Below are 18,309 nucleotides of genomic sequence, written 5' to 3'. Positions count from 1 at the left end.
TCCTCAAACCTTTTCCGCTATAGCGTCAAAAGGCGGACACATAATAAATCCGGCGCGGATGAACGCGCCGGACAAAAATCAAAACCGATTATCAGTTGCCCGGTGTCCAGGCATCGTATTCGCCGGTCACGCGTGGACGTTCCGCAGGTTCCGTGCCCGGACGGGCAATGGCGCCTTTCGGACGATATGCCAGCGGAGAACCGGTCAGGTTCTGCAGATGCGGCTTCTGCCAGTCGCGCGGCTTGTAGTCTTCCTTGGTAGGCGGCGTGTCAACGCGATGATGCATCCAGCCATGCCAGCCGGGAGGAATAGCACTTGCTTCCGCATAGCCATTGAAGATTACCCAGCGACGTGTGCGACCTTCGGAGTCCTTGCCGCCCTGATAATAGATATTGCCGAACTCGTCTTCACCGACGCGCTCGCCCTTGCGCCACGTATGAAACCGCGTGCCGAGCGTCTGGCCATTCCACCAGGTGAAAACTTGCGTAATAAATTTCTTCATGACCTATTCCAGATCCATTATTGCCACAGGTGACCGAAACCACCGGGTTTTCTTGCTTATGGCCCTATCGACCGGCCATGGCAAGGGTCAAGTTGCCGCTGTCACAAGAGTATGATGGGCCCAAAACGCCGCGCGCGTCAGGCTTTTATATTCTAGCATGTCTTGATCCTCAAACCGGATCCCACTTTGGGAAGACATGCTTTACATATTCCAGCTTTCAAGGGACTTTTCCATAACCAGTACCGGTTCCTTGCAATTGGGATCGCCCCAATCCTCGTTTCGTCCGACTTTGGTATAGCCCTTGCGCTCGTAGAAATTCACCGCCTTGGTGTTTCGTTCGATCACTTCAAGCTTCATCGTTCGAACATCAGGAAAAGCCATCTCGATTTCGGCGAGAAGCATCGTTCCAATGCCTTGAACCTGCGTGTCGGGACGAACATAAAGCTGATGCAGCGAAGCCTTGCCTTCTTCGGACTGACTGGCAAAAGCCATTCCGTCGATGCCACCATTGCCGTTATCGGCGACAATAAATTCCGAATAAGGCTTCTTCAGATTGGCCTTCAGAACAGCGATGCCGTGCCACCGGGCGGTAACGGCATCCACCGTTTCCCGCCCGAGGATGTCGTCAAAGGTCGCGTGCCAGGTCGATACAAGCAGCTCATGCACTGCCTTGAGATCAGCCTCTGTCGCGCTTCTGACCCACATTACTCTTCAATCCCGAGCTTGGCCTTGACCAGTTCATTCACGGATTGCGGGTTGGCCTTCCCGCCCGTTGCCTTCATGACCTGACCAACGAACCAGCCAGCCAGCGTCGGCTTGGCTTTCGCCTGCTCAACCTTTTCCGGGTTGGCGGCAATGACATCGTCCACGGCCTTCTCGATGGCACCGGTGTCCGTAACCTGCTTCATGCCACGTTCTTCAACGAGCTTCTTCGGGTCACCGCCCTCATTCCAGACGATCTCGAAAAGATCCTTGGCGATCTTGCCGGAAATCGTACCTTCCTTGATGAGATCGATGACTGCACCGAGCTGTTCCGGGCTGACCGGCGATTCCTCAATGTCCTTGCCCGCCTTGTTCAGCGCGCCGAGGAGATCGTTGATGACCCAGTTCGCTGCGGCCTTGCCGTCACGACCGGCAGCAACGGATTCATAATAATCAGCAATGGCCTTCTCGGTAACGAGAATCGATGCATCGTAGATCGAGATGCCCTGCTTCTCGACGAGGCGCTGCTTCTTGACGTCCGGCAGTTCCGGCAGATCTGCTGCCAGCGCATCCACGAATGCCTGGTCGAACTCGAGCGGCAGAAGATCCGGATCAGGAAAATAGCGATAGTCATGCGCTTCTTCCTTGGAGCGCATGGACCGAGTTTCACCCTTTACCGGATCGAACAGACGCGTTTCCTGATCGATGGAGCCACCGTCCTCGAGAATAGCAATCTGGCGACGAGCCTCATATTCAATCGCCTGACCGACGAAGCGGATCGAGTTGACGTTCTTGATTTCGCAACGCGTGCCGAATTCACCGCCCGGACGGCGCACGGAGACGTTTACGTCAGCGCGCATCGAGCCTTCGTCCATATTGCCGTCGCAAGTGCCAAGATAACGCACAATCGTGCGCAGCTTGGTCAGATAAGCGCGTGCTTCATCGGAGGAACGCAGGTCCGGCTTCGATACGATTTCCATCAACGCCACACCAGAACGGTTCAGGTCCACATAGGACATGGTCGGATGCTGGTCGTGCATGGACTTGCCTGCATCCTGTTCCAGATGCAGGCGCTCGATGCCGATTTCCACGTCTTCGAACTGGCCCTTATTGTCCGGACCGACCGAAATCATGATCTTGCCTTCGCCAACGATAGGCTGCTTGAACTGCGAGATCTGGTAGCCCTGCGGCAGATCGGGATAGAAATAGTTCTTGCGGTCGAAAACCGACTTCAGATTGATCTGAGCATTGAGCCCGATTCCCGTGCGAACCGCCTGCTTGACGCATTCCAGATTGATGACCGGCAGCATGCCCGGCATGGCTGCATCAACCAGAGAAACATTCGAATTCGGCTCCGCGCCAAACGAAGTGGAAGCGCCGGAGAACAGCTTCGATTCTGACGTGACCTGCGCATGGACTTCCATGCCGATGACGACTTCCCAGTCGCCGGTCGCGCCGGAGATAAAGCGTTTGGGTTCAGGTATACGCGTATCGATTAGGGACATTACTGGCTCGACAATACTGTGATTGGGCTGAAACTGATTGTTGTATTGGCTAGAGCAAAGCCCCACCGGATGCAAGCTTTTCAGCCACCATTTCCATGATCGCAAAACGAAAAGGCCGCGCTATGCGCGGCCCCTCCGAATTCATGCTGGAAGTGAAGATCAAGCCTCTTCGGACTTGCCTTCGTCAGCCTTCTTCTTAGGAGCGGCCTTCTTCTTGGGAGCAGCCTTCTTGGCAGGCTTTGCTTCCGAAGCTGCATCTTCGTCTTCAGCCGTCAGCTCTTCCTTCGAGACCTTCTTGTCGGTCACGTCGATGTTGGCGAGCAGATGGTCAACGACCTTTTCTTCAAAGATCGGGGCGCGAAGGTTGGCAACGGCATCCGGCGTCTTGCGCAGGAATTCGTAGATTTCCTTTTCCTGGCCCGGATAGCGACGAACCTGATCGTAAACAGCGCGCTGCAGTTCTTCTTCAGAAACTTCAACGCCAGCCTTTTCGCCGATTTCCGACAGAACCAGACCGAGGCGTACGCGACGCTCAGCGAGCTTGCGATATTCTTCGCGAGCAGCTTCTTCGGTGGTTTCTTCGTCTTCGAACGTGCGGCCAGCCTGCTGCAGGTCGAAGTTGATCTGCTGCCAGATGTTGTTGAATTCAGCGTCAACAAGCTTCTGCGGCGTTGCGAACTGGTAGTCGCCGTCCAGAGCATCGAGAATCTGACGCTTTACCTTCTGGCGGGTGATCTGGCCGTACTGGCTTTCGATCTGTTCGCGAACAACCTGACGCAGACGCTCAAGCGATTCGATGCCGAGCTTCTTTGCAGTTTCATCATCGAGAACGAGTTCGTTCGGCTTGGCAACTTCCTTGACGGTAATGTCGAAGGTAGCTTCCTTGCCAGCCAGATGGGCAGCGCCGTATTCTGCCGGGAACGTCACGGTGATGACCTTCTCGTCGCCAGCCTTGACACCAACGAGCTGCTCTTCGAAGCCCGGAATGAACTGGCCCGAACCGAGAACGAGCTGCGCATCGTTGTCCGCGCCGCCTTCGAACGGCTCGCCGTCGAGCTTACCCAGATAGTCGATCGTGACGCGATCTTCGTTTTCGGCCTTGCCCTTCTTGGTTTCGAAGGCGCGGGTCGACGAAGCGATGCGCTTGACCTGATCGTCAACTTCCTCATCGGAAATATCGACGACTTCACGGGTAACGGCGATCTTCGAGAAGTCCTTGACTTCAATTGCCGGCAGAACTTCGTAGTTCAGCGAGAAAACGAAATCGGCCTTGCCGTCGAGAACCTGTTCGGCCTCTTTTTCGTCTTCCGACATGATGACTTCAGGCTGAGTAGCCGACTTTTCGTTGCGTTCAGCGAGAAGCGAACGCGACGAGTCGTTGAGGATTTCGTTGACGATTTCCGCCATGAAGGACTTGCCGTACATCTTGCGGAGGTGAGCCGCAGGCACCTTGCCCGGACGGAAGCCGTTGATCTTGGCGCGGTCACGCGCAGTTTCCAGCCGCTCTGCGAGCTTGGCTTCGAGGTCCTTGGCCGGAACCACGACTTTGATCTCGCGCTTCAGCCCTTCATTGAGCGTTTCGGTAACCTGCATGTTCAAACCTTCACTTCTTGTCATTGTCCCGCCGTCACCGGCTTGTTTGCCTTGTCGCGGGAGAGAAATTCTTTTGCCTTATGGCAGTTGGTGCGGATGGAGGGACTCGAACCCCCACGGTCTCCCGCCAGAACCTAAATCTGGTGCGTCTACCAATTTCGCCACATCCGCTTCTGAACCGAAGCACATTCCTCAGAACGCACCATTATTCGTCTCAGATATTGAACCGCCCCTCGAAAGCGCGCGTCTCTATATCATCCAATTTTCCCGGTTCAAAGGAAAAAAGCCGCCTTCCTTGCATAGATTTACAAGGTTCGATCAGGCTGAGCTCTTCCTACCCTTTCCGTCTCTATATAGCGATCCTGTCGCATCAGCCAACCCTTTTGAAACAGGGCGTGATGACAGGATCAATAAAGAGGCTCCTGATAAAGCTGCCGGCCGTCTTCCTGCAGGGCTTTGATGACCGGCGTTCCGTTCGGATCGACCGCCACAACGGCAGTAATCCGCCGCTCGCGCTGGCTGTCTTCAATCGCACGTCCCTGCCCCTCGGGTACATAATACCGTTCGATGCCAAAATTGAGACGAATATTCGATTCCGCATCATCGGATATAGAATAAGCAGCCTCGCCCCGAATCTGCTCCTCACCGGAGGTAAGGTCTGAAAGCGGAACGAATGACGCGCGTGAAAACCGCGCTATCCCGTTTGTATCGGGCTTCACGGCCACATAGACAGTTCGTGAACCGGCAGGACGCTCGCCCTGAATATCCTTTCGGGACAGACTGGAAATCTCATACCCCAGAACGACATAGTCGCCACGCATCAGATCGCGCGGGTCGAAAGGCTCCGTCTGCAGCGTCACTTCCGCACCCGAACGCAGGACAGAGGCGCGCTTTTCTATGCCTGCATAAAGAATGCCGGTTTGCAGCAATGCGGTGATGGTAGCCCCAACATAGAGCCATTTGAGCCGAATAGTCATAGGCGGGCCTCCACGCTGCTTTTCCTTCCGAACCGGTTCTCCATGCGTCGCACAAAAGCAGCCAGCAGCAGCACGAGAATGCCCGCAGTCAGGAAGAAGCCGGATGTTCCGATCATGGTGCCAACCGTCTCGAAAGCCAGATAAAGTACCTGGATCGAAAATGCGGCATAGGCGATGGAACGCAGGCCGCCATTATTTCGACCGGCAACAGCAATCGCCCCGATCGCGAGCGCCAGTATGAAGATGCTATATAGTATGTCCCTATCCAGATTTGCGGTAACGCTGGAATAGGAGAACATCTGGTTGATCTGAAGCGTGACAAGCGCCAACAGCGCGAGAGCCAGCCCGTATGCCGCGAGCGGATGAGCGAAGCGGGTCAGTCTCTGCACCGTATCATGGGCAAAACCGTCAGTCAGTATCAGACCGATTCCCACGACCAGCATAAGCACCAGCACCGTATTGCTCTCATGCTCCGCATAGACGAGCAAAGCCCAGCCAATGGAGAACATTGCCCACAGATGGGCTGCATGTCGCGAGCGCGTGAACAAGGCTGCTGCAGCGCCGAACAGCAAAAGCAGCGGTCCGATCCAGCGATAGGTCACGTCATCATAGGACGACGTATCAAAAACGTAGGTCGAAAGATAAAAGCAGGCGACACCGGCGCCGAAAGCCGCCAGTACCGGCGCGCGTAGAAGAAAAGCCGAAACCAGAACGCCTACGGACCAATAGATTGCGGCGGAATGGATGTCGCCGGACAAATGATACATTTGCCCCACAAGCGCCAGCCCTGCCCCGAACGATGCAGCACCCACAATATAGAGCGTAGCCGGAAACAGCTTGTCACCACGAGACTGCCGCCAGGCTCCACCGAGATAACTCACCCAAATAAGAACGAATATGAGGCCGATGCGCATGAGGCGCGGCATTTCCTGCCAGTTCGCGGCAACCAGCATGATAACGGCTGCGCCGAGAAGCAGCCCGCCAAGCGTGGCCAGAACGGAACCAAGGCTGAAGACCGAAGCGCGCTTTTCAAGGTCGGCATTCAGTTTCGATGCTGTTTCCGCATCAATCAGACCGTCCCGCTGCCATCTCTCGATCAGGCGTTCAACAGAAATGGAAAATGACAAATTAGCTCCTGGTCATTCTGTCAGTTGTTGCTGTCGCAACCGTAAGCGTTTGAGAACATATAGGAAACTGCGCTGCCGGCAAAGAGTGGATCAAATCGCTTTGCGGCAATTTTGTGCCACACCAGTCTAATCGATTTAACGTGTCGTGCAGAACCCGCAGAGCAGCTATGCAAACTCGGGTCTGCAACCTGCGAAAACAATAGCTTATATCATGGGCAACAAACGAGATGAATTGAACAGAACTCCAGTTCCTCAACGATGAAGGAATAGAACTATGAACCTCCTCCGCTCTTACAACAACTGGCGCCGTTACCGCGACACCGTCAATGAACTCAGCCAGCTCTCCACCCGCGAGCTGAACGATCTTGGCATCTCCCGCGCGGACATTCCGTTCGTGGCTCGCCAGACCAAGGCCCGTTAAAGACCAGGGCTCGCTAATTAACGAGCCTCACAGTTTCTCCCGATAGGGGTTTCTCCAAGTCTGGATCCTCCTCCCACCAGACTTGGTTCATCGCAGAACCATCCTCCTCCCAGGTTTTGCGATAACAAGACCGGTTCTCCTCCTCCCAATGCCGGTCTTACCATAATGGCATCCGTCGCTCCTCCTCCCGCGACGGATGCCATTTCTTTTTGCGGCTCGATTCCCATCCTTAGCGAGCCTTCTCCATTGAAGGCGTTCAGCAAAGGCGATAAGGGAATGGCCCATGTCAAACACACCCGATCTTTCTCCCGTTCACGTCGTCGGCGGCGGTCTTGCCGGTTCTGAAGCTGCATGGCAGCTCGCGCAGGCGGGCGTGCCCGTCATACTGCACGAAATGCGCCCCGTACGCGGCACCGACGCCCACAAGACCGAGCAACTGGCCGAGCTTGTCTGTTCCAACTCTTTCCGCTCGGATGATGCCGAAACCAATGCCGTCGGCGTTCTTCATGCCGAAATGCGCCTTGCCGGATCGCTCATCATGGCATGCGCCGATGCACATCAAGTTCCCGCAGGTGGTGCGCTGGCTGTCGACCGCGAAGGCTTTTCGCAGGCCGTCACTGCCAAGCTTGAAGCCCATCCGCTGATTACAATCGTTCGGGAAGAAGTCACCGGCCTGCCGCCAGAGGAGTGGGGAACGAGCATTGTTGCCACCGGGCCCCTGACCGCGCCTTCACTGGCTGAGGCCATTCAGGCGCAAACAGGAGCGGATGCTTTGGCCTTCTTCGATGCCATTGCTCCGATTATCCATTTTGATTCGATCAATATGGATGTCTGCTGGTTCCAGTCGCGCTATGACAAGGTTGGCCCCGGCGGCACCGGAAAAGACTACATCAACTGCCCCATGGACAAGGAGCAGTATGAGGCGTTCGTGGCCGCATTGGTCGAAGGCGACAAGACCGACTTCAAGGAATGGGAAGGAACACCCTATTTCGACGGCTGCCTGCCTATCGAGGTGATGGCCGAACGCGGGCCGGAAACCATGCGTCATGGGCCGATGAAGCCGATGGGCCTTACCAACGCCCATAATCCGACTGTGAAGGCTTATGCCGTCGTGCAGCTCCGTCAGGACAATGCGCTCGGCACGCTCTACAATATGGTCGGTTTCCAGACGAAGCTGAAATACGGCTCGCAGACCGGCATCTTCAAGATGATTCCGGGTCTGGAAAATGCGGAATTCGCCCGCCTCGGCGGTCTTCACCGCAACACCTATCTGAATTCTCCCGTGCTGCTCGATGGTACGCTTCGCCTGAAATCACGCGAAACACTGCGCTTTGCCGGTCAGGTGACGGGTTGTGAAGGCTATGTCGAATCGTCAGCCATTGGATTGCTGGCAGGTCGTTTCACTGCCGCAGAAAAGCTGGGGCAGACGTTGACGCCACCTCCCGGAACAACCGCGTTCGGTGCCCTGCTCGGTCATATAACGGGTGGGCACATCGTTGCCGACGACGAACCGGGCAAGCGTTCGTTCCAGCCGATGAATGTGAATTTCGGCCTGTTCCCGCCCGTCGATGTTCCGAAGCCGGAAGGCAAGCGTCTGCGCGGCAAGGAAAAGACTGTTGCCAAGAAACGCGCGCTTTCCGCACGTGCTCTGGCTGACTGCCGTCAATGGCTGGGCTTGGGGCTGGGCTTGGAGCTGGACTTGGAGCTGGGCTCGGGGCAAGGACCGGCTGAGTGATATTGCGATGGGCTTCGGTTCGATTGAACTGAAGCCCATCGGTTCCGGCTACTCAGAAGTTGGCTCTGAACATGAGCCATTGCTTCCGGATGGCTGAAATGTCCGCCACCTTTTCCGCAGCCTGTGCGCCCAGGCGCTCGATTGCTCGCAGATAGGCCGGAACAAGCGCCAAAGGCAGAAACGCTGGAACAAGGCTCTTCGGCAGCTGTGACTTGTTCTTCTCGAAAATCGCCAGATGTTCACGCGCGAAAGCCAGCATGATGCTGATCATGCGCTCGACAGCAGCCTTGTCTTCGCCAGCAATGAAAGTCTCGCGGGTCACACCGACTGCCTGCAACATATCGGCAGGCACATAGAGCTGCCCACGCCGCCGATGAATAGGCATAAGGCGAAGCAAGCCGGTTACGGCCTGTGCCACGCCAGCATGGCCGGTTATTTCCGTCTGTGCCTGCGCGGCATCCCTGTCCAAGATAAAGCCGGCTAACTGGATGATTGCCGATGCGGTTTCCCCGCAATAACCTTCCAGATCATTACGGCTGGGCATCGGATCGTCATAAAGATCGAAGATGCGCGCTTCGCAATAATTGTCGAAAGCAGTTCGCGGCAGCTCATATTTTTCAATGGTGTTGATCAGCGCTGCGGCAACGGGATGTGCTTCCGCACTGCCCCTCGCCTCGCCATTGATGAGATCGCGCCACCATTGCAGCCGGACTTCGCCCGGCAGCGGTTCGTGGACTAGATCACGGATACGCGCAACTTCGGCATTAAACGCATACAACGCAGCCAGACCGCCACGACGATCCTCCGGCGCATAAAGCACTGACAGATAGCGGTCCCGGTCAGCTTGGCGAAGCAATGCCAGGCAATGTGCCTCATTCTCGTTCATGATGTCAGTCTACAGCAATCAACGCCGCTGCGACCGCACGATCTTCGGCCAGAAGCACATTATAGGTGCGAACGGCGGCACCTGTACTCATGGGATCAGAAGAAATGCGGTGTTCGCGCAGGATAGCGCGCACGTCTTCTGGAATACGGCGCAGATCCATGCCCGTCCCCACCAGCAGAATTTCAATATCGGATGCCTGCTCAAGGATCATCTTAAGATCGGCTTTGGCCAGTATCGGCGGCGTCGCAGGTTCCCAGCCATGAATGCCGGAAGGCAGGCAAAGAATGGAACCGCGATGCGACATTTCGGCAAAGCGGAATCCACCGTCGCCATAGGCGTCAATGGGAGCACGGCCCGGAAAATGGGCCTCGCGTATCTCTATCCCTTTGGCCATTTTCAGCTTTCCAAATTCAGCGATTGTGCCAGTTCATCATCCATTTGATCGCTGGATTCATCCGGCCCACGCGGCTTGAGGCCGAACTGAACCAACAATGGAGCGGCGATGAAGATCGATGAATAGCTCGCAACAATGATACCGACGCTCAGTGCCAGTGCAAAGCTGCGGATATCCGCGCCACCGAAGGCATAGAGCGGAATATGCGCGAGAAAGGTCACAAAGGACGTCAGCAAGGTACGCGACAGCGTCTGGTTGATTGAGGCATCAATGATGGCAGGCAGTGGCGCGCTTTTATAGACGCGCAGGTTCTCACGCACGCGGTCGTAGATCACCACCGTATCGTTCAGCGAATAGCCGATGATCGTCAGGATTGCCGCGACGCTCCACAGATTGAACTCCATGCGGAAGACAATGAACATGCCCGCGAGGATGATGACGTCGTGCAAGGTTGAAAGCACCGCACCAAGCGCGAGCTGCCAGCGGAACCGGACCCATACGTAAATGAAGATACCGATCAGTGACAGAATGACCGCCAGAACTCCGGCGCGCGAAAGCTGTTCCGAAACAGTCGGCCCGACGACTTCAACGCGCTGGAATGAGTAGTCCTGCTCGAACTCTCCGCGCAATTTCACCGCGACGGTTTGTTCGGCATCGTCGCCGACTTCCTGACTGCCGATAATGACAAGAGCAGAGCGCGGAGACTTTGCCGGCAAAATGCGGGCGCTGTCGATATTGAGTTCGGTAAGACGTTCGGTGATGTCTTCAATATTGGCGTCACCGCTGCGGGCCTGCAGTTCAACCATCGAACCGCCACGGAAATCAATGCCGTAGTTGAAGCCGATATTGACGAACAGCGCGACCACGATAGCGCAGGCCAGCACCGAGATGCCGAGCGTCACGAACTGCAGACGCATGAACGGAATGTGCGTTACAGTCGGAACCAGTTTCAGACGACGCTTCGGCACTTCCTTCGGTTTGGCTGTGCGCACCCACTGCGCGATCAGCAAGCGGGTGAAGGTGAGCGTCGTGAAGAGCGTGGTGCCGATGCCGACCGCGACCGTCAGCGCGAAGCCATGAACCGTTCCCGACCCGAGCAGGAACAGAACAAGCGCTGCAATAAGTGTGGTGAGGTTTGCGTCGATAATGGTCGAGAGGGCGCGATAGAAGCCGGATTCCATCGCCTGGACAACGGAATAGCCCTTGCGGCGATCTTCGCGCACACGTTCATAAATCAGGATGTGGGCGTCAACGGCCAAACCTATGGTCAGTACCAGACCGGCAATACTGGCGAGACTGATCGAGGCGCCGATCAGCGAGAGTATGGCTGTCAGAATGATGATGTTGACGGCCAGTGCGACCATGGCGATCACACCGAGGATACCGTAGGACAAGACCATGAACAGGCCGACGAGCAGTGCCGCAAGCAAGGCTGCCAGTGCGGCCGCGCTGGCATAGTCCTCGCCCAGAGCCGACGCAATCGTGCGTTCTTCCAGAACCGTTACATCTTGCGGCAGCGCGCCGGAACGCAGCACAACGGCCATATTGTTGGCTGCCTGAAGATCGAAAGCGCCTGAAATCTGCAGCTCATTCGTATCGAGCTTCTCATCAACGGCGGGCGCGGAAACGATCTGATTGTCGACGACGATAGCAAAGCTACCACCAACCAGGTGCGATGTTGCTTCGGCAAGATTTTTGCGGCCTGCATCGTCCAATGTCAGCGTGATGACAGGCTCACTATCGTCATCCGACAGCGTCGCCTTGGCATCCGTCACATTGGCGCCAGTCAGGATCGGCTGTTTCTTGACGAGGTAGCCGACAGGCGGATCGTCATAGGAATAGATGATTTCACTGTCAGCGGGCGGCGTGCCGCGAATGGCATCATCCGGTGACATGGTGCTGTCGACAGCACGGAAAGAGAAATTTCCGCGAACGCTGAGAATGTCTTTCAGAAGCTGCGCGTCATAGACACCGGGAACTTCAACCCGAATCTGATTGCGGTTTTCCTCTTCGACGAGAGGTTTGCCATAACCAAGCTCCTCCAGACGCTGCCGCATGATATTTGCGGTGCGCTCGAGCTCCCCTCGTCCGGGATTCTGCACCTGCAGGACCAGACGTGAGCCGCCGGAGAGATCGAGCCCAAGAGCAATCTGCTGCTTCGGCAGGAAATTTGGCAGTTTTGCCAGCGTTTCACGCGAGAAAAAGTTAGGGGATGCGATGATGAAACTCACGAGAACCGCGAGCCAGATCAGGGCAGATTTCCAGCGTGAAAAATAGAGCATAGAGCAGCAATTCCGTATCAGCTTGGATAGAGCATGCCGGAGTTCACTTGTTGCGAACCGCTCTCCGGCGTCGTGGCATGCGCATCGTATGTTAGCGCTTACCGAATAATGCGCAGGCCCCGGTTATGGAAATCTTACCGGGGCCTGCGTGTTGTAAAAAGAATTACTTGTTCTTGTTGTCGGCGACGGGCTCGCCCTTGACGCGAACATCCATCAGCGTGCTGCGCATAACGCGGATGCGCACACCTTCAGCGATTTCGACTTCAAGTTCGTTGTCGTCAACAACCTTCTGAACCTTGCCGACAATGCCGCCGCCGGTCACGACGGTATCGCCACGACGAACCTGGGTCAGCATTTCCTGACGCTTCTTCATCTGGGTCCGCTGCGGGCGGATGATAAGGAAGTACATGATCACGAAGATCAGGATGAACGGCAGAATGCTCATGAGCATATCTGGTCCAACAGCGCCGCCGGATGCCTGAGCGAAAGCCGGTGTTACGAACATTAGGAACTCCTCTGAAGTCTCGAAGACAAATTATTATCGGCATTACAATGGTTAGCGCGCCAAATGCAACCGGCGATGATCCCGCCTGCGCCAAGGTCGCACACTTTTCGCCTCCGCTGTGACATGTTAGGGTCTGTTGGGGATTAGGTTTCGGGCGTGGCGTGAGCCGGATTTTATTCCTGAACAGGAGAACAGACCGCTGTGGAGTAATTCTCCACAAGGGATGTTCGACGCATTCAGGAGGAAAATCTGCCACGTCGCTTCGCGATATGATGAAAATGGTCCAGCTTTGCGTCGCAAAACCTTGATGGAGAACCACTCCACCCTGGGTTTCGCTCCTAAATCTGTGCCATTTTCATTCATACCACGCTCCAAAACTAATCCCCAACAGACCCTAGCCGTTACCCCTATCATCAGGGACATGAAATGACGACCGAAGACATACTCAGCCAGAAGCTGGACCGTTTGATCACCGCTCTGGAACGCATTGCGCCGCCGGAAGCCAAAACACCCGAACTTGATGCCGCAGACTGCTTTGTCTGGGCTCCCGAACGACTGACCCTGGATCCGGTCAAGCGTGTTAACCGAGTGGATATCGCACTGATCCGTGGCGTAGATTTGGTACGTGATCAGCTCGTGGACAATACCCGGCGCTTCGCAAAAGGATTTCCGGCAAACAATGTTCTGCTCTGGGGTGCGCGCGGCATGGGCAAATCCTCGCTCGTCAAGGCTGCACAGGCAAGTGTGAACGCTGAAATGGCGGATCGCGCTCCGCTCAAGCTGATCGAAATTCATCGCGAGGATATCGATAGCCTTCCGACATTGATGAACCTCATCAAGGATACGGACTATCGCTTCATCCTGTTTTGCGACGACCTTTCCTTCGATCATGACGATACATCCTATAAATCGCTCAAAGCCGCGCTTGAAGGCGGCGTCGAAGGTCGCCCCGGCAATGTGATCTTTTATGCAACCTCGAACCGGCGCCATCTGATGCCGCGCGACATGATCGACAACGAGCGCTCGACGGCGATCAATCCTTCGGAAGCGATTGAGGAAAAGGTATCCCTGTCGGACCGTTTCGGCCTCTGGCTCGGCTTCCACAAATGCAGCCAGGACGATTATCTCGCGATGGTCGATGGCTATGCGGCCCATTTTAAGCTGGCTTACGATCCGGCCAAGATGCATGCCGAAGCGCTGGAATGGTCCACCACGCGCGGAAACCGTTCGGGGCGCGTTGCGTGGCAATATATCCAGGATCTGGCAGGTCGCCTCGGGATTGCAATGTAAAGAAGACGGAACCAACCAAAAAAGAAAGGCGGCCTTTTGGCCCGCCTTCTTTCATTATTAGATTTTGATCACGATTCCAGATACTTGGAAGGATTGACCGGGGCCGAATTTTTGCGCACTTCGAAATGCAGCTTCGGGGATTTCGCGTTGCCGCTCATGCCCGATTTTGCAACTTCTTCGCCACGGCGAACCTTCTGTCCGCGCTGAACCAGTATCTGGCTGTTGTGACCGTAGACGGTGACGAGGCCATTGTCGTGGCGGATCAGAACGGTCTGTCCGAACTCCTTGAGACCGTCACCGGCATAGATGACGACGCCGTTCTCAGCAGCTTTCACCGATGTGCCTTCCGGAACCATGATGTCGATACCGTCGCTTACCGATGTACCGTCACGCTGGCCGAAGCTTGCGAGAATACGGCCGCGTACCGGCCAGCGCATCTGTGAAATACCGGTGGAAGAAGGCGCTGCCGCCTGATCCTTTTCGGCATCTTCGATCACCTTGTTGCTCGCCTGCGGCGGCGTGTAAGGCTTCACATCGGCGTTGGCGGCTGGTGCGGCAGCCTTGGCCGGGTTTTCCGGAGGCTGTGAAACCGCTGCGACCTGCGTTGCATTGCCCGCTGCAGCAGAAGGAATGACGAGCGCCTGTCCGACGCGGATAGCGCCGTTCGACAGACCGTTTGCCTTCTTCAACTGTTCGACAGGAACATTGTGCTTCTGCGCGATGGAGAAGAGCGAATCACCGCTCTTAACCGTGTAGGTGCCGTTCGGCGCCGGCGGCGTCGTAGCATTTGCGCCTGCCGAAGCCATATCGTTCGCCGAAGGCTTCTTGCCGTTGACGGCAGGTGCCTGCGGGACAACCGCGATATTATTATCCGTTGGCCGGGGCATGGCTGGGTTCGTCGGAAGCTGCCCGAGAACCTTTTCCTGCGCACCATTTACGGTGTTGCGCGTAGACGTTGCTGCGCTGGCGACTTTGGTTTCTGTTGCATTGACCGTGTTGTTCACACGGTTTGCGGCCATGTCCTGCGCCTGCCCGACCTGATTCTGAATGTTATTGGATGCCGCTGCGACCGGAGCCTGAACCGACTGCCGTGCCGCCGCGACCGGTGCTGCCATCGGCGCCGAAGAAACCGGAGGCAATGAATTGCGCTGAACGGAACCGGTCGATGCGGGAGCCACGGGAGCCGCAGATGCATAAAGATCGCCAGCCGGCTGCTGTGCGACACGCTGACTGGACGTAGAGCCCGTACTGATACCATCAGTGAAGCGCATCGTATCGGCACTGCACCCGGCACCAAAACCGGCAATCAGAACGATCGCGACATTCCGCAGGAGACGTTCAGACGTGTGCTGCAAAATTTGTAAACGCATGTTCAACTCGCCCATACTCGAAACTCAGTAAGGTGATTAAAACGCGTTAATGTTACTCTCTGGTTAAGAACGGCAAATCTTCGAAAAAAGATTCACCAATTAAATACCATAAGCGCACAAAACGACCGAAAGCCCTCCCTGGCACTGCCAAAGAGAGCCTGATAGCCATCATTTTGACGAATCGATACGCGCTCCGTTCACAGAACGGACGAAACGCCCTCGATGAAAGGCTGATAGCGGACCACCATCAGGTCCTCCTGCTCGAATCGGCTGCCGACCTTGGCGATACGTGTCATGATCTGTCGACCATCTCCCGGACCGATCGGAGCGATCAGCACGCCATGCGTTGCCAGAAGATCAACGAAATGACGCGGCACTTCGTCGAAAGCAAGCCAGATCAGGATGCGGTCAAAGGGGCCACCCGGCATTCCATGGCGACCATCGGCATGTTTGACCATGATGTTTTCGCGCTTAAGCGACACGAATTGCTGCAAGGCGTGGTCGCAGAGCTTGCGATAACGTTCGACTGTTGTGACACGACCGGCGAGCGAAGACATAACAGCAGCCGTGAAACCGGAGCCGGTTCCGATCTCCAGCACACGATGGCCGGGTTCCAGCTTGAGCGCGGCGATGGCGCGAGCCTGATCATCAATGCCCTCCATGTACTCGCCGCAGTCGAGCGGCGCAGTACGGGAGCTGTAGGAAAGATGAGACCATGACGACGCGAGAAAGCTCTGGCGTGGTGTGGACTCGATAGCTGCAAAAAGGCGCGGATCGTCAATCCCGTACCCGCGCATTCGCATAACGAAGGATGCGAATCCTTCTCTGTCCGAAAGCCGTGGGCGCTCAGACGCTGCCTGCCTCATGCTTCAACCCCAAGTGCTGCGCTCAATTCTGCCCGAACCTTATGCGCGGTCAGATCGAGGTGCAACGGGGTTACAGAAATGCAATCGGAACGAATGGCTGCAATGTCGCTGTCATCCGCAACCGGCGCCTTGCCCCGACCAAAATGCAGCCAGAAATACGGGAAGCCACGCCCGTCGCGACGTTCGTCGAGGCGGGCATCATGGCTGAGCTTGCCTTGAGCTGTGACGCGCGTTCCCTTGACTTCATCCGCACCGCAGTTCGGGAAGTTAAGATTCAACAGGACGCCTTCCGGCCATCCTGCCTCCATCAGCTTTTTTATAAGATCAGGCGCGTGCGTTTCCGCCGTTTCCCACGGCACGATGCGGCGATCGCCTTCATATTCATATTCCTGCGACAGCGCGATAGACCGCACACCGAGCAACGTGCCCTCCATGGCGCCGGCAACTGTACCCGAATAGGTGACATCGTCGGCAATATTCGCGCCGGAGTTCACGCCCGAAAGAATGAGATCGGGCGCACCCGGCAGAACGTGGCGCACACCCATGATGACGCAATCGGTCGGCGTGCCGCGCAATGCGAAATGACGATCATCGATCTGGCGAAGGCGAAGCGGTTCCGACAGCGTCAGCGAATGCGCGAGGCCGCTCTGGTCGGTTTCCGGAGCGACAACCCAGACATCGTCGGAGAGCTTGCGTGCGATCCGCTCCAGAACTGCGAGGCCTTCAGCGTGGATACCATCATCGTTCGTCAGCAGAATTCGCACGTCGTCACTCCTTCATTTATCAATAAATGTGATTCACGCAGCTTTCTCTATCCGCGTGAGGCCGCCCATGTATGGCTGCAATGCTTCAGGAATATGAATGCTGCCATCTTCTTCCTGATAATTTTCCATGACGGCGATCAGCGCGCGTCCGACGGCGACACCCGAACCGTTCAGCGTATGCACGAAACGGGTCGACTTCTCGCCTTCCGGACGATAGCGGGCATTCATGCGACGGCCCTGGAAATCACCGCAGACCGAGCAGCTGGAAATTTCGCGATAGGTGTTCTGGCCGGGCAGCCATACTTCAATGTCGTAGGTCTTCTGTGCGCCGAAGCCCATGTCGCCAGTGCAGAGCACGACGGTACGGAACGGCAAGCCAAGGCGCTTCAGCACCTCTTCCGCACAAGCGGTCATGCGCTCATGCTCTTCAACCGAGCTGTCGGCATCGGTGATCGACACCATTTCCACTTTCAGGAACTGGTGCTGGCGCAGCATGCCGCGCGTATCACGACCGGCAGAACCCGCTTCCGAACGGAAGCATGGGGTCAGCGCCGTGTAGCGCTGGGGAAGCGACTTGGTGTCGACGATTTCATCGGCAACCAGATTGGTCAGCGGGACTTCGGCGGTTGGAATCAGCCAGCGACCATCCGTCGTGCGGAACAGATCTTCCGAAAATTTCGGCAGCTGGCCCGTGCCATAGACAGCTTCATCGCGCACCATCAACGGCGGCATCGTTTCGGTATAGCCGTGTTCCATCGTGTGCAGGTCGAGCATGAACTGGCCAAGCGCACGTTCGAGACGCGCAAGCGGCCCCTTCAACACGGTAAAGCGCGAACCTGCGAGCTTTGCAGCGCGTTCAAAATCCATGTAACCGAGCGCCTCACCCAACTCGAAATGTTCTTTCGGCTGAAAGGCAAAGTTTCGCTGGTTGCCGACGCGACGAACTTCGACATTGTCGCTTTCGTCCTTGCCGAGTGGCACGTCTTCGAGCGGAATATTGGGAATGGTCGACAGAGCGTCGTTCAGTTCCTTGGTCAGGCGACGCTCTTCGTCCTCAGCCTGCGCAAGAAAATCCTTCAACTCCGCAACTTCGGCCTTCAGCTTGTCAGCCTTCGCCGCGTCCTTCGCAGCCATGGCCTTGCCGATTTCCTTCGAAGCGGCATTGCGGCGCTCCTGCGCAGCCTGAACCTTGCCGACATATTCGCGGCGTTTTTCGTCCAGCGCCATCAATTCGGACGACAGCGACTGAGCCCCACGCTTGGCGAGCGCTTTGTCGAGGGTTTCAGGGTTTTCGCGAATCCATTTGATGTCGAGCATGGGAAAAGCCGTTTCGTGAAATTGAACAGAAGCGAGGCCGCACAACCTGCGACCTCACAGAATCATAGTGACA

At 56.2% G+C, this 18,309-nt stretch carries 17 protein-coding genes and 1 tRNA gene; 3 read left to right on the top strand and 15 right to left on the bottom strand.

The genetic code is table 11. From position 1 onward, the window contains the following. Window positions 1–91: 91 nt before the first annotated feature. From FG152_RS07415 to FG152_RS07385, 7 genes are all read right to left on the bottom strand, one after another. Entirely contained in the window at window positions 92–502 is a 411-nt protein-coding gene (locus FG152_RS07415) for an NADH:ubiquinone oxidoreductase subunit NDUFA12 (protein WP_010661260.1), read from the bottom strand. Window positions 503–703: 201 nt separating this feature from the next. Further along, the gene (locus FG152_RS07410) at window positions 704–1,207 is read right to left on the bottom strand and encodes a GNAT family N-acetyltransferase (protein ID WP_036583875.1); all 504 of its coding nucleotides are present in this window, start codon (window positions 1,205–1,207) and stop codon (window positions 704–706) included. Then, window positions 1,207–2,709, bottom strand: a complete 1,503-nt coding sequence (gatB, locus tag FG152_RS07405) for an Asp-tRNA(Asn)/Glu-tRNA(Gln) amidotransferase subunit GatB (protein ID WP_010661258.1) — start codon at window positions 2,707–2,709, stop codon at window positions 1,207–1,209. The genes FG152_RS07410 and gatB overlap by 1 nt, the downstream gene beginning before the upstream one ends. Before the next feature lie 159 nt (window positions 2,710–2,868). After that, the gene (gene tig / locus FG152_RS07400) at window positions 2,869–4,302 is read right to left on the bottom strand and encodes a trigger factor (RefSeq protein WP_278526146.1); all 1,434 of its coding nucleotides are present in this window, start codon (window positions 4,300–4,302) and stop codon (window positions 2,869–2,871) included. 88 nt (window positions 4,303–4,390) lie between these two features. After that, window positions 4,391–4,473 (bottom strand) — tRNA-Leu (locus FG152_RS07395). Window positions 4,474–4,709: 236 nt separating this feature from the next. Further along, a complete protein-coding gene (locus FG152_RS07390; RefSeq protein WP_010661256.1) occupies window positions 4,710–5,279 on the bottom strand; it encodes a GDYXXLXY domain-containing protein in 570 nt (189 codons plus the stop codon). After that, window positions 5,276–6,406, bottom strand: a complete 1,131-nt coding sequence (locus FG152_RS07385; protein ID WP_498985662.1) for a DUF2157 domain-containing protein — start codon at window positions 6,404–6,406, stop codon at window positions 5,276–5,278. The genes FG152_RS07390 and FG152_RS07385 overlap by 4 nt, the downstream gene beginning before the upstream one ends. 274 nt (window positions 6,407–6,680) lie before the next feature. On the opposite strand from FG152_RS07385, the gene FG152_RS07380 reads away from it, so the two are divergent. Beyond that, entirely contained in the window at window positions 6,681–6,827 is a 147-nt protein-coding gene (locus tag FG152_RS07380; protein WP_006466676.1) for a DUF1127 domain-containing protein, read from the top strand. Between the two features lie 283 nt (window positions 6,828–7,110). Then, window positions 7,111–8,562 (top strand): methylenetetrahydrofolate--tRNA-(uracil(54)-C(5))-methyltransferase (FADH(2)-oxidizing) TrmFO, encoded by a 1,452-nt coding sequence (trmFO, locus tag FG152_RS07375; RefSeq protein ID WP_498985658.1) that lies wholly within the window; start codon window positions 7,111–7,113, stop codon window positions 8,560–8,562. Window positions 8,563–8,614: 52 nt separating this feature from the next. On the opposite strand, the gene FG152_RS07370 is transcribed toward trmFO, so the two are convergent. The 4 genes from FG152_RS07370 to yajC form a co-directional block, all read right to left on the bottom strand. Beyond that, window positions 8,615–9,448, bottom strand: coding sequence for a phytoene/squalene synthase family protein (locus tag FG152_RS07370; protein WP_010661253.1), 834 nt, complete (start codon window positions 9,446–9,448; stop codon window positions 8,615–8,617). 4 nt (window positions 9,449–9,452) lie between these two features. Further along, window positions 9,453–9,842: an Mth938-like domain-containing protein gene (locus FG152_RS07365; RefSeq protein ID WP_010661252.1), complete on the bottom strand. Its 390-nt coding sequence runs from the start codon at window positions 9,840–9,842 to the stop codon at window positions 9,453–9,455. A 2-nt stretch (window positions 9,843–9,844) separates the two neighbouring features. Next, on the bottom strand, window positions 9,845–12,124 hold the full coding sequence (secDF, locus tag FG152_RS07360; protein ID WP_498985654.1) for a protein translocase subunit SecDF: 2,280 nt from the start codon (window positions 12,122–12,124) through the stop codon (window positions 9,845–9,847). Window positions 12,125–12,287: 163 nt separating this feature from the next. Further along, window positions 12,288–12,629: a preprotein translocase subunit YajC gene (gene yajC, locus FG152_RS07355; RefSeq protein ID WP_010661250.1), complete on the bottom strand. Its 342-nt coding sequence runs from the start codon at window positions 12,627–12,629 to the stop codon at window positions 12,288–12,290. Window positions 12,630–13,055: 426 nt separating this feature from the next. Between yajC and FG152_RS07350 the strand changes: the two genes are divergently transcribed. Beyond that, complete coding sequence (locus FG152_RS07350) at window positions 13,056–13,919, top strand: ATP-binding protein (RefSeq protein ID WP_433762132.1); 864 nt, start codon at window positions 13,056–13,058, stop codon at window positions 13,917–13,919. A 68-nt stretch (window positions 13,920–13,987) separates the two neighbouring features. Here the strand turns inward: FG152_RS07350 and dipM are convergent, their stop codons facing one another. From dipM to serS, 4 genes are all read right to left on the bottom strand, one after another. Further along, a complete protein-coding gene (gene dipM / locus FG152_RS07345) occupies window positions 13,988–15,304 on the bottom strand; it encodes a cell division endopeptidase DipM (RefSeq protein WP_433762130.1) in 1,317 nt (438 codons plus the stop codon). 182 nt (window positions 15,305–15,486) lie between these two features. Further along, on the bottom strand, window positions 15,487–16,155 hold the full coding sequence (locus FG152_RS07340) for a protein-L-isoaspartate(D-aspartate) O-methyltransferase (RefSeq protein ID WP_012092209.1): 669 nt from the start codon (window positions 16,153–16,155) through the stop codon (window positions 15,487–15,489). Beyond that, window positions 16,152–16,919: a 5'/3'-nucleotidase SurE gene (gene surE / locus FG152_RS07335; protein ID WP_071633074.1), complete on the bottom strand. Its 768-nt coding sequence runs from the start codon at window positions 16,917–16,919 to the stop codon at window positions 16,152–16,154. The genes FG152_RS07340 and surE overlap by 4 nt, the downstream gene beginning before the upstream one ends. A gap of 33 nt (window positions 16,920–16,952) precedes the next feature. Further along, window positions 16,953–18,236, bottom strand: a complete 1,284-nt coding sequence (serS, locus tag FG152_RS07330) for a serine--tRNA ligase (protein WP_498985648.1) — start codon at window positions 18,234–18,236, stop codon at window positions 16,953–16,955. Between the last annotated feature and the right edge of the window lie 73 nt (window positions 18,237–18,309).

The organism is Ochrobactrum sp. XJ1 (genome assembly GCF_024701725.1).
GTDB classification, from domain to species: Bacteria; Pseudomonadota; Alphaproteobacteria; order Rhizobiales; family Rhizobiaceae; genus Brucella; species Brucella anthropi.
This window is presented reverse-complemented; position numbering and strand designations above follow the sequence as displayed.

What these genes read in the sequence shown, in the direction of transcription:
- FG152_RS07415 (WP_010661260.1), bottom strand. Translation starts at nt 502, where the DNA reads ATGAAGAAATTTATTACGCAAGTTTTCACCTGGTGGAATGGCCAGACG.
- FG152_RS07410 (WP_036583875.1), bottom strand. Translation starts at nt 1,207, where the DNA reads ATGTGGGTCAGAAGCGCGACAGAGGCTGATCTCAAGGCAGTGCATGAG.
- gatB (WP_010661258.1), bottom strand. Translation starts at nt 2,709, where the DNA reads ATGTCCCTAATCGATACGCGTATACCTGAACCCAAACGCTTTATCTCC.
- tig (WP_278526146.1), bottom strand. Translation starts at nt 4,302, where the DNA reads ATGCAGGTTACCGAAACGCTCAATGAAGGGCTGAAGCGCGAGATCAAA.
- FG152_RS07390 (WP_010661256.1), bottom strand. Translation starts at nt 5,279, where the DNA reads ATGACTATTCGGCTCAAATGGCTCTATGTTGGGGCTACCATCACCGCA.
- FG152_RS07380 (WP_006466676.1), top strand. Translation starts at nt 6,681, where the DNA reads ATGAACCTCCTCCGCTCTTACAACAACTGGCGCCGTTACCGCGACACC.
- trmFO (WP_498985658.1), top strand. Translation starts at nt 7,111, where the DNA reads ATGTCAAACACACCCGATCTTTCTCCCGTTCACGTCGTCGGCGGCGGT.
- FG152_RS07370 (WP_010661253.1), bottom strand. Translation starts at nt 9,448, where the DNA reads ATGAACGAGAATGAGGCACATTGCCTGGCATTGCTTCGCCAAGCTGAC.
- FG152_RS07365 (WP_010661252.1), bottom strand. Translation starts at nt 9,842, where the DNA reads ATGGCCAAAGGGATAGAGATACGCGAGGCCCATTTTCCGGGCCGTGCT.
- secDF (WP_498985654.1), bottom strand. Translation starts at nt 12,124, where the DNA reads ATGCTCTATTTTTCACGCTGGAAATCTGCCCTGATCTGGCTCGCGGTT.
- yajC (WP_010661250.1), bottom strand. Translation starts at nt 12,629, where the DNA reads ATGTTCGTAACACCGGCTTTCGCTCAGGCATCCGGCGGCGCTGTTGGA.
- FG152_RS07350 (WP_433762132.1), top strand. Translation starts at nt 13,056, where the DNA reads ATGACGACCGAAGACATACTCAGCCAGAAGCTGGACCGTTTGATCACC.
- dipM (WP_433762130.1), bottom strand. Translation starts at nt 15,304, where the DNA reads ATGGGCGAGTTGAACATGCGTTTACAAATTTTGCAGCACACGTCTGAA.
- FG152_RS07340 (WP_012092209.1), bottom strand. Translation starts at nt 16,155, where the DNA reads ATGAGGCAGGCAGCGTCTGAGCGCCCACGGCTTTCGGACAGAGAAGGA.
- serS (WP_498985648.1), bottom strand. Translation starts at nt 18,236, where the DNA reads ATGCTCGACATCAAATGGATTCGCGAAAACCCTGAAACCCTCGACAAA.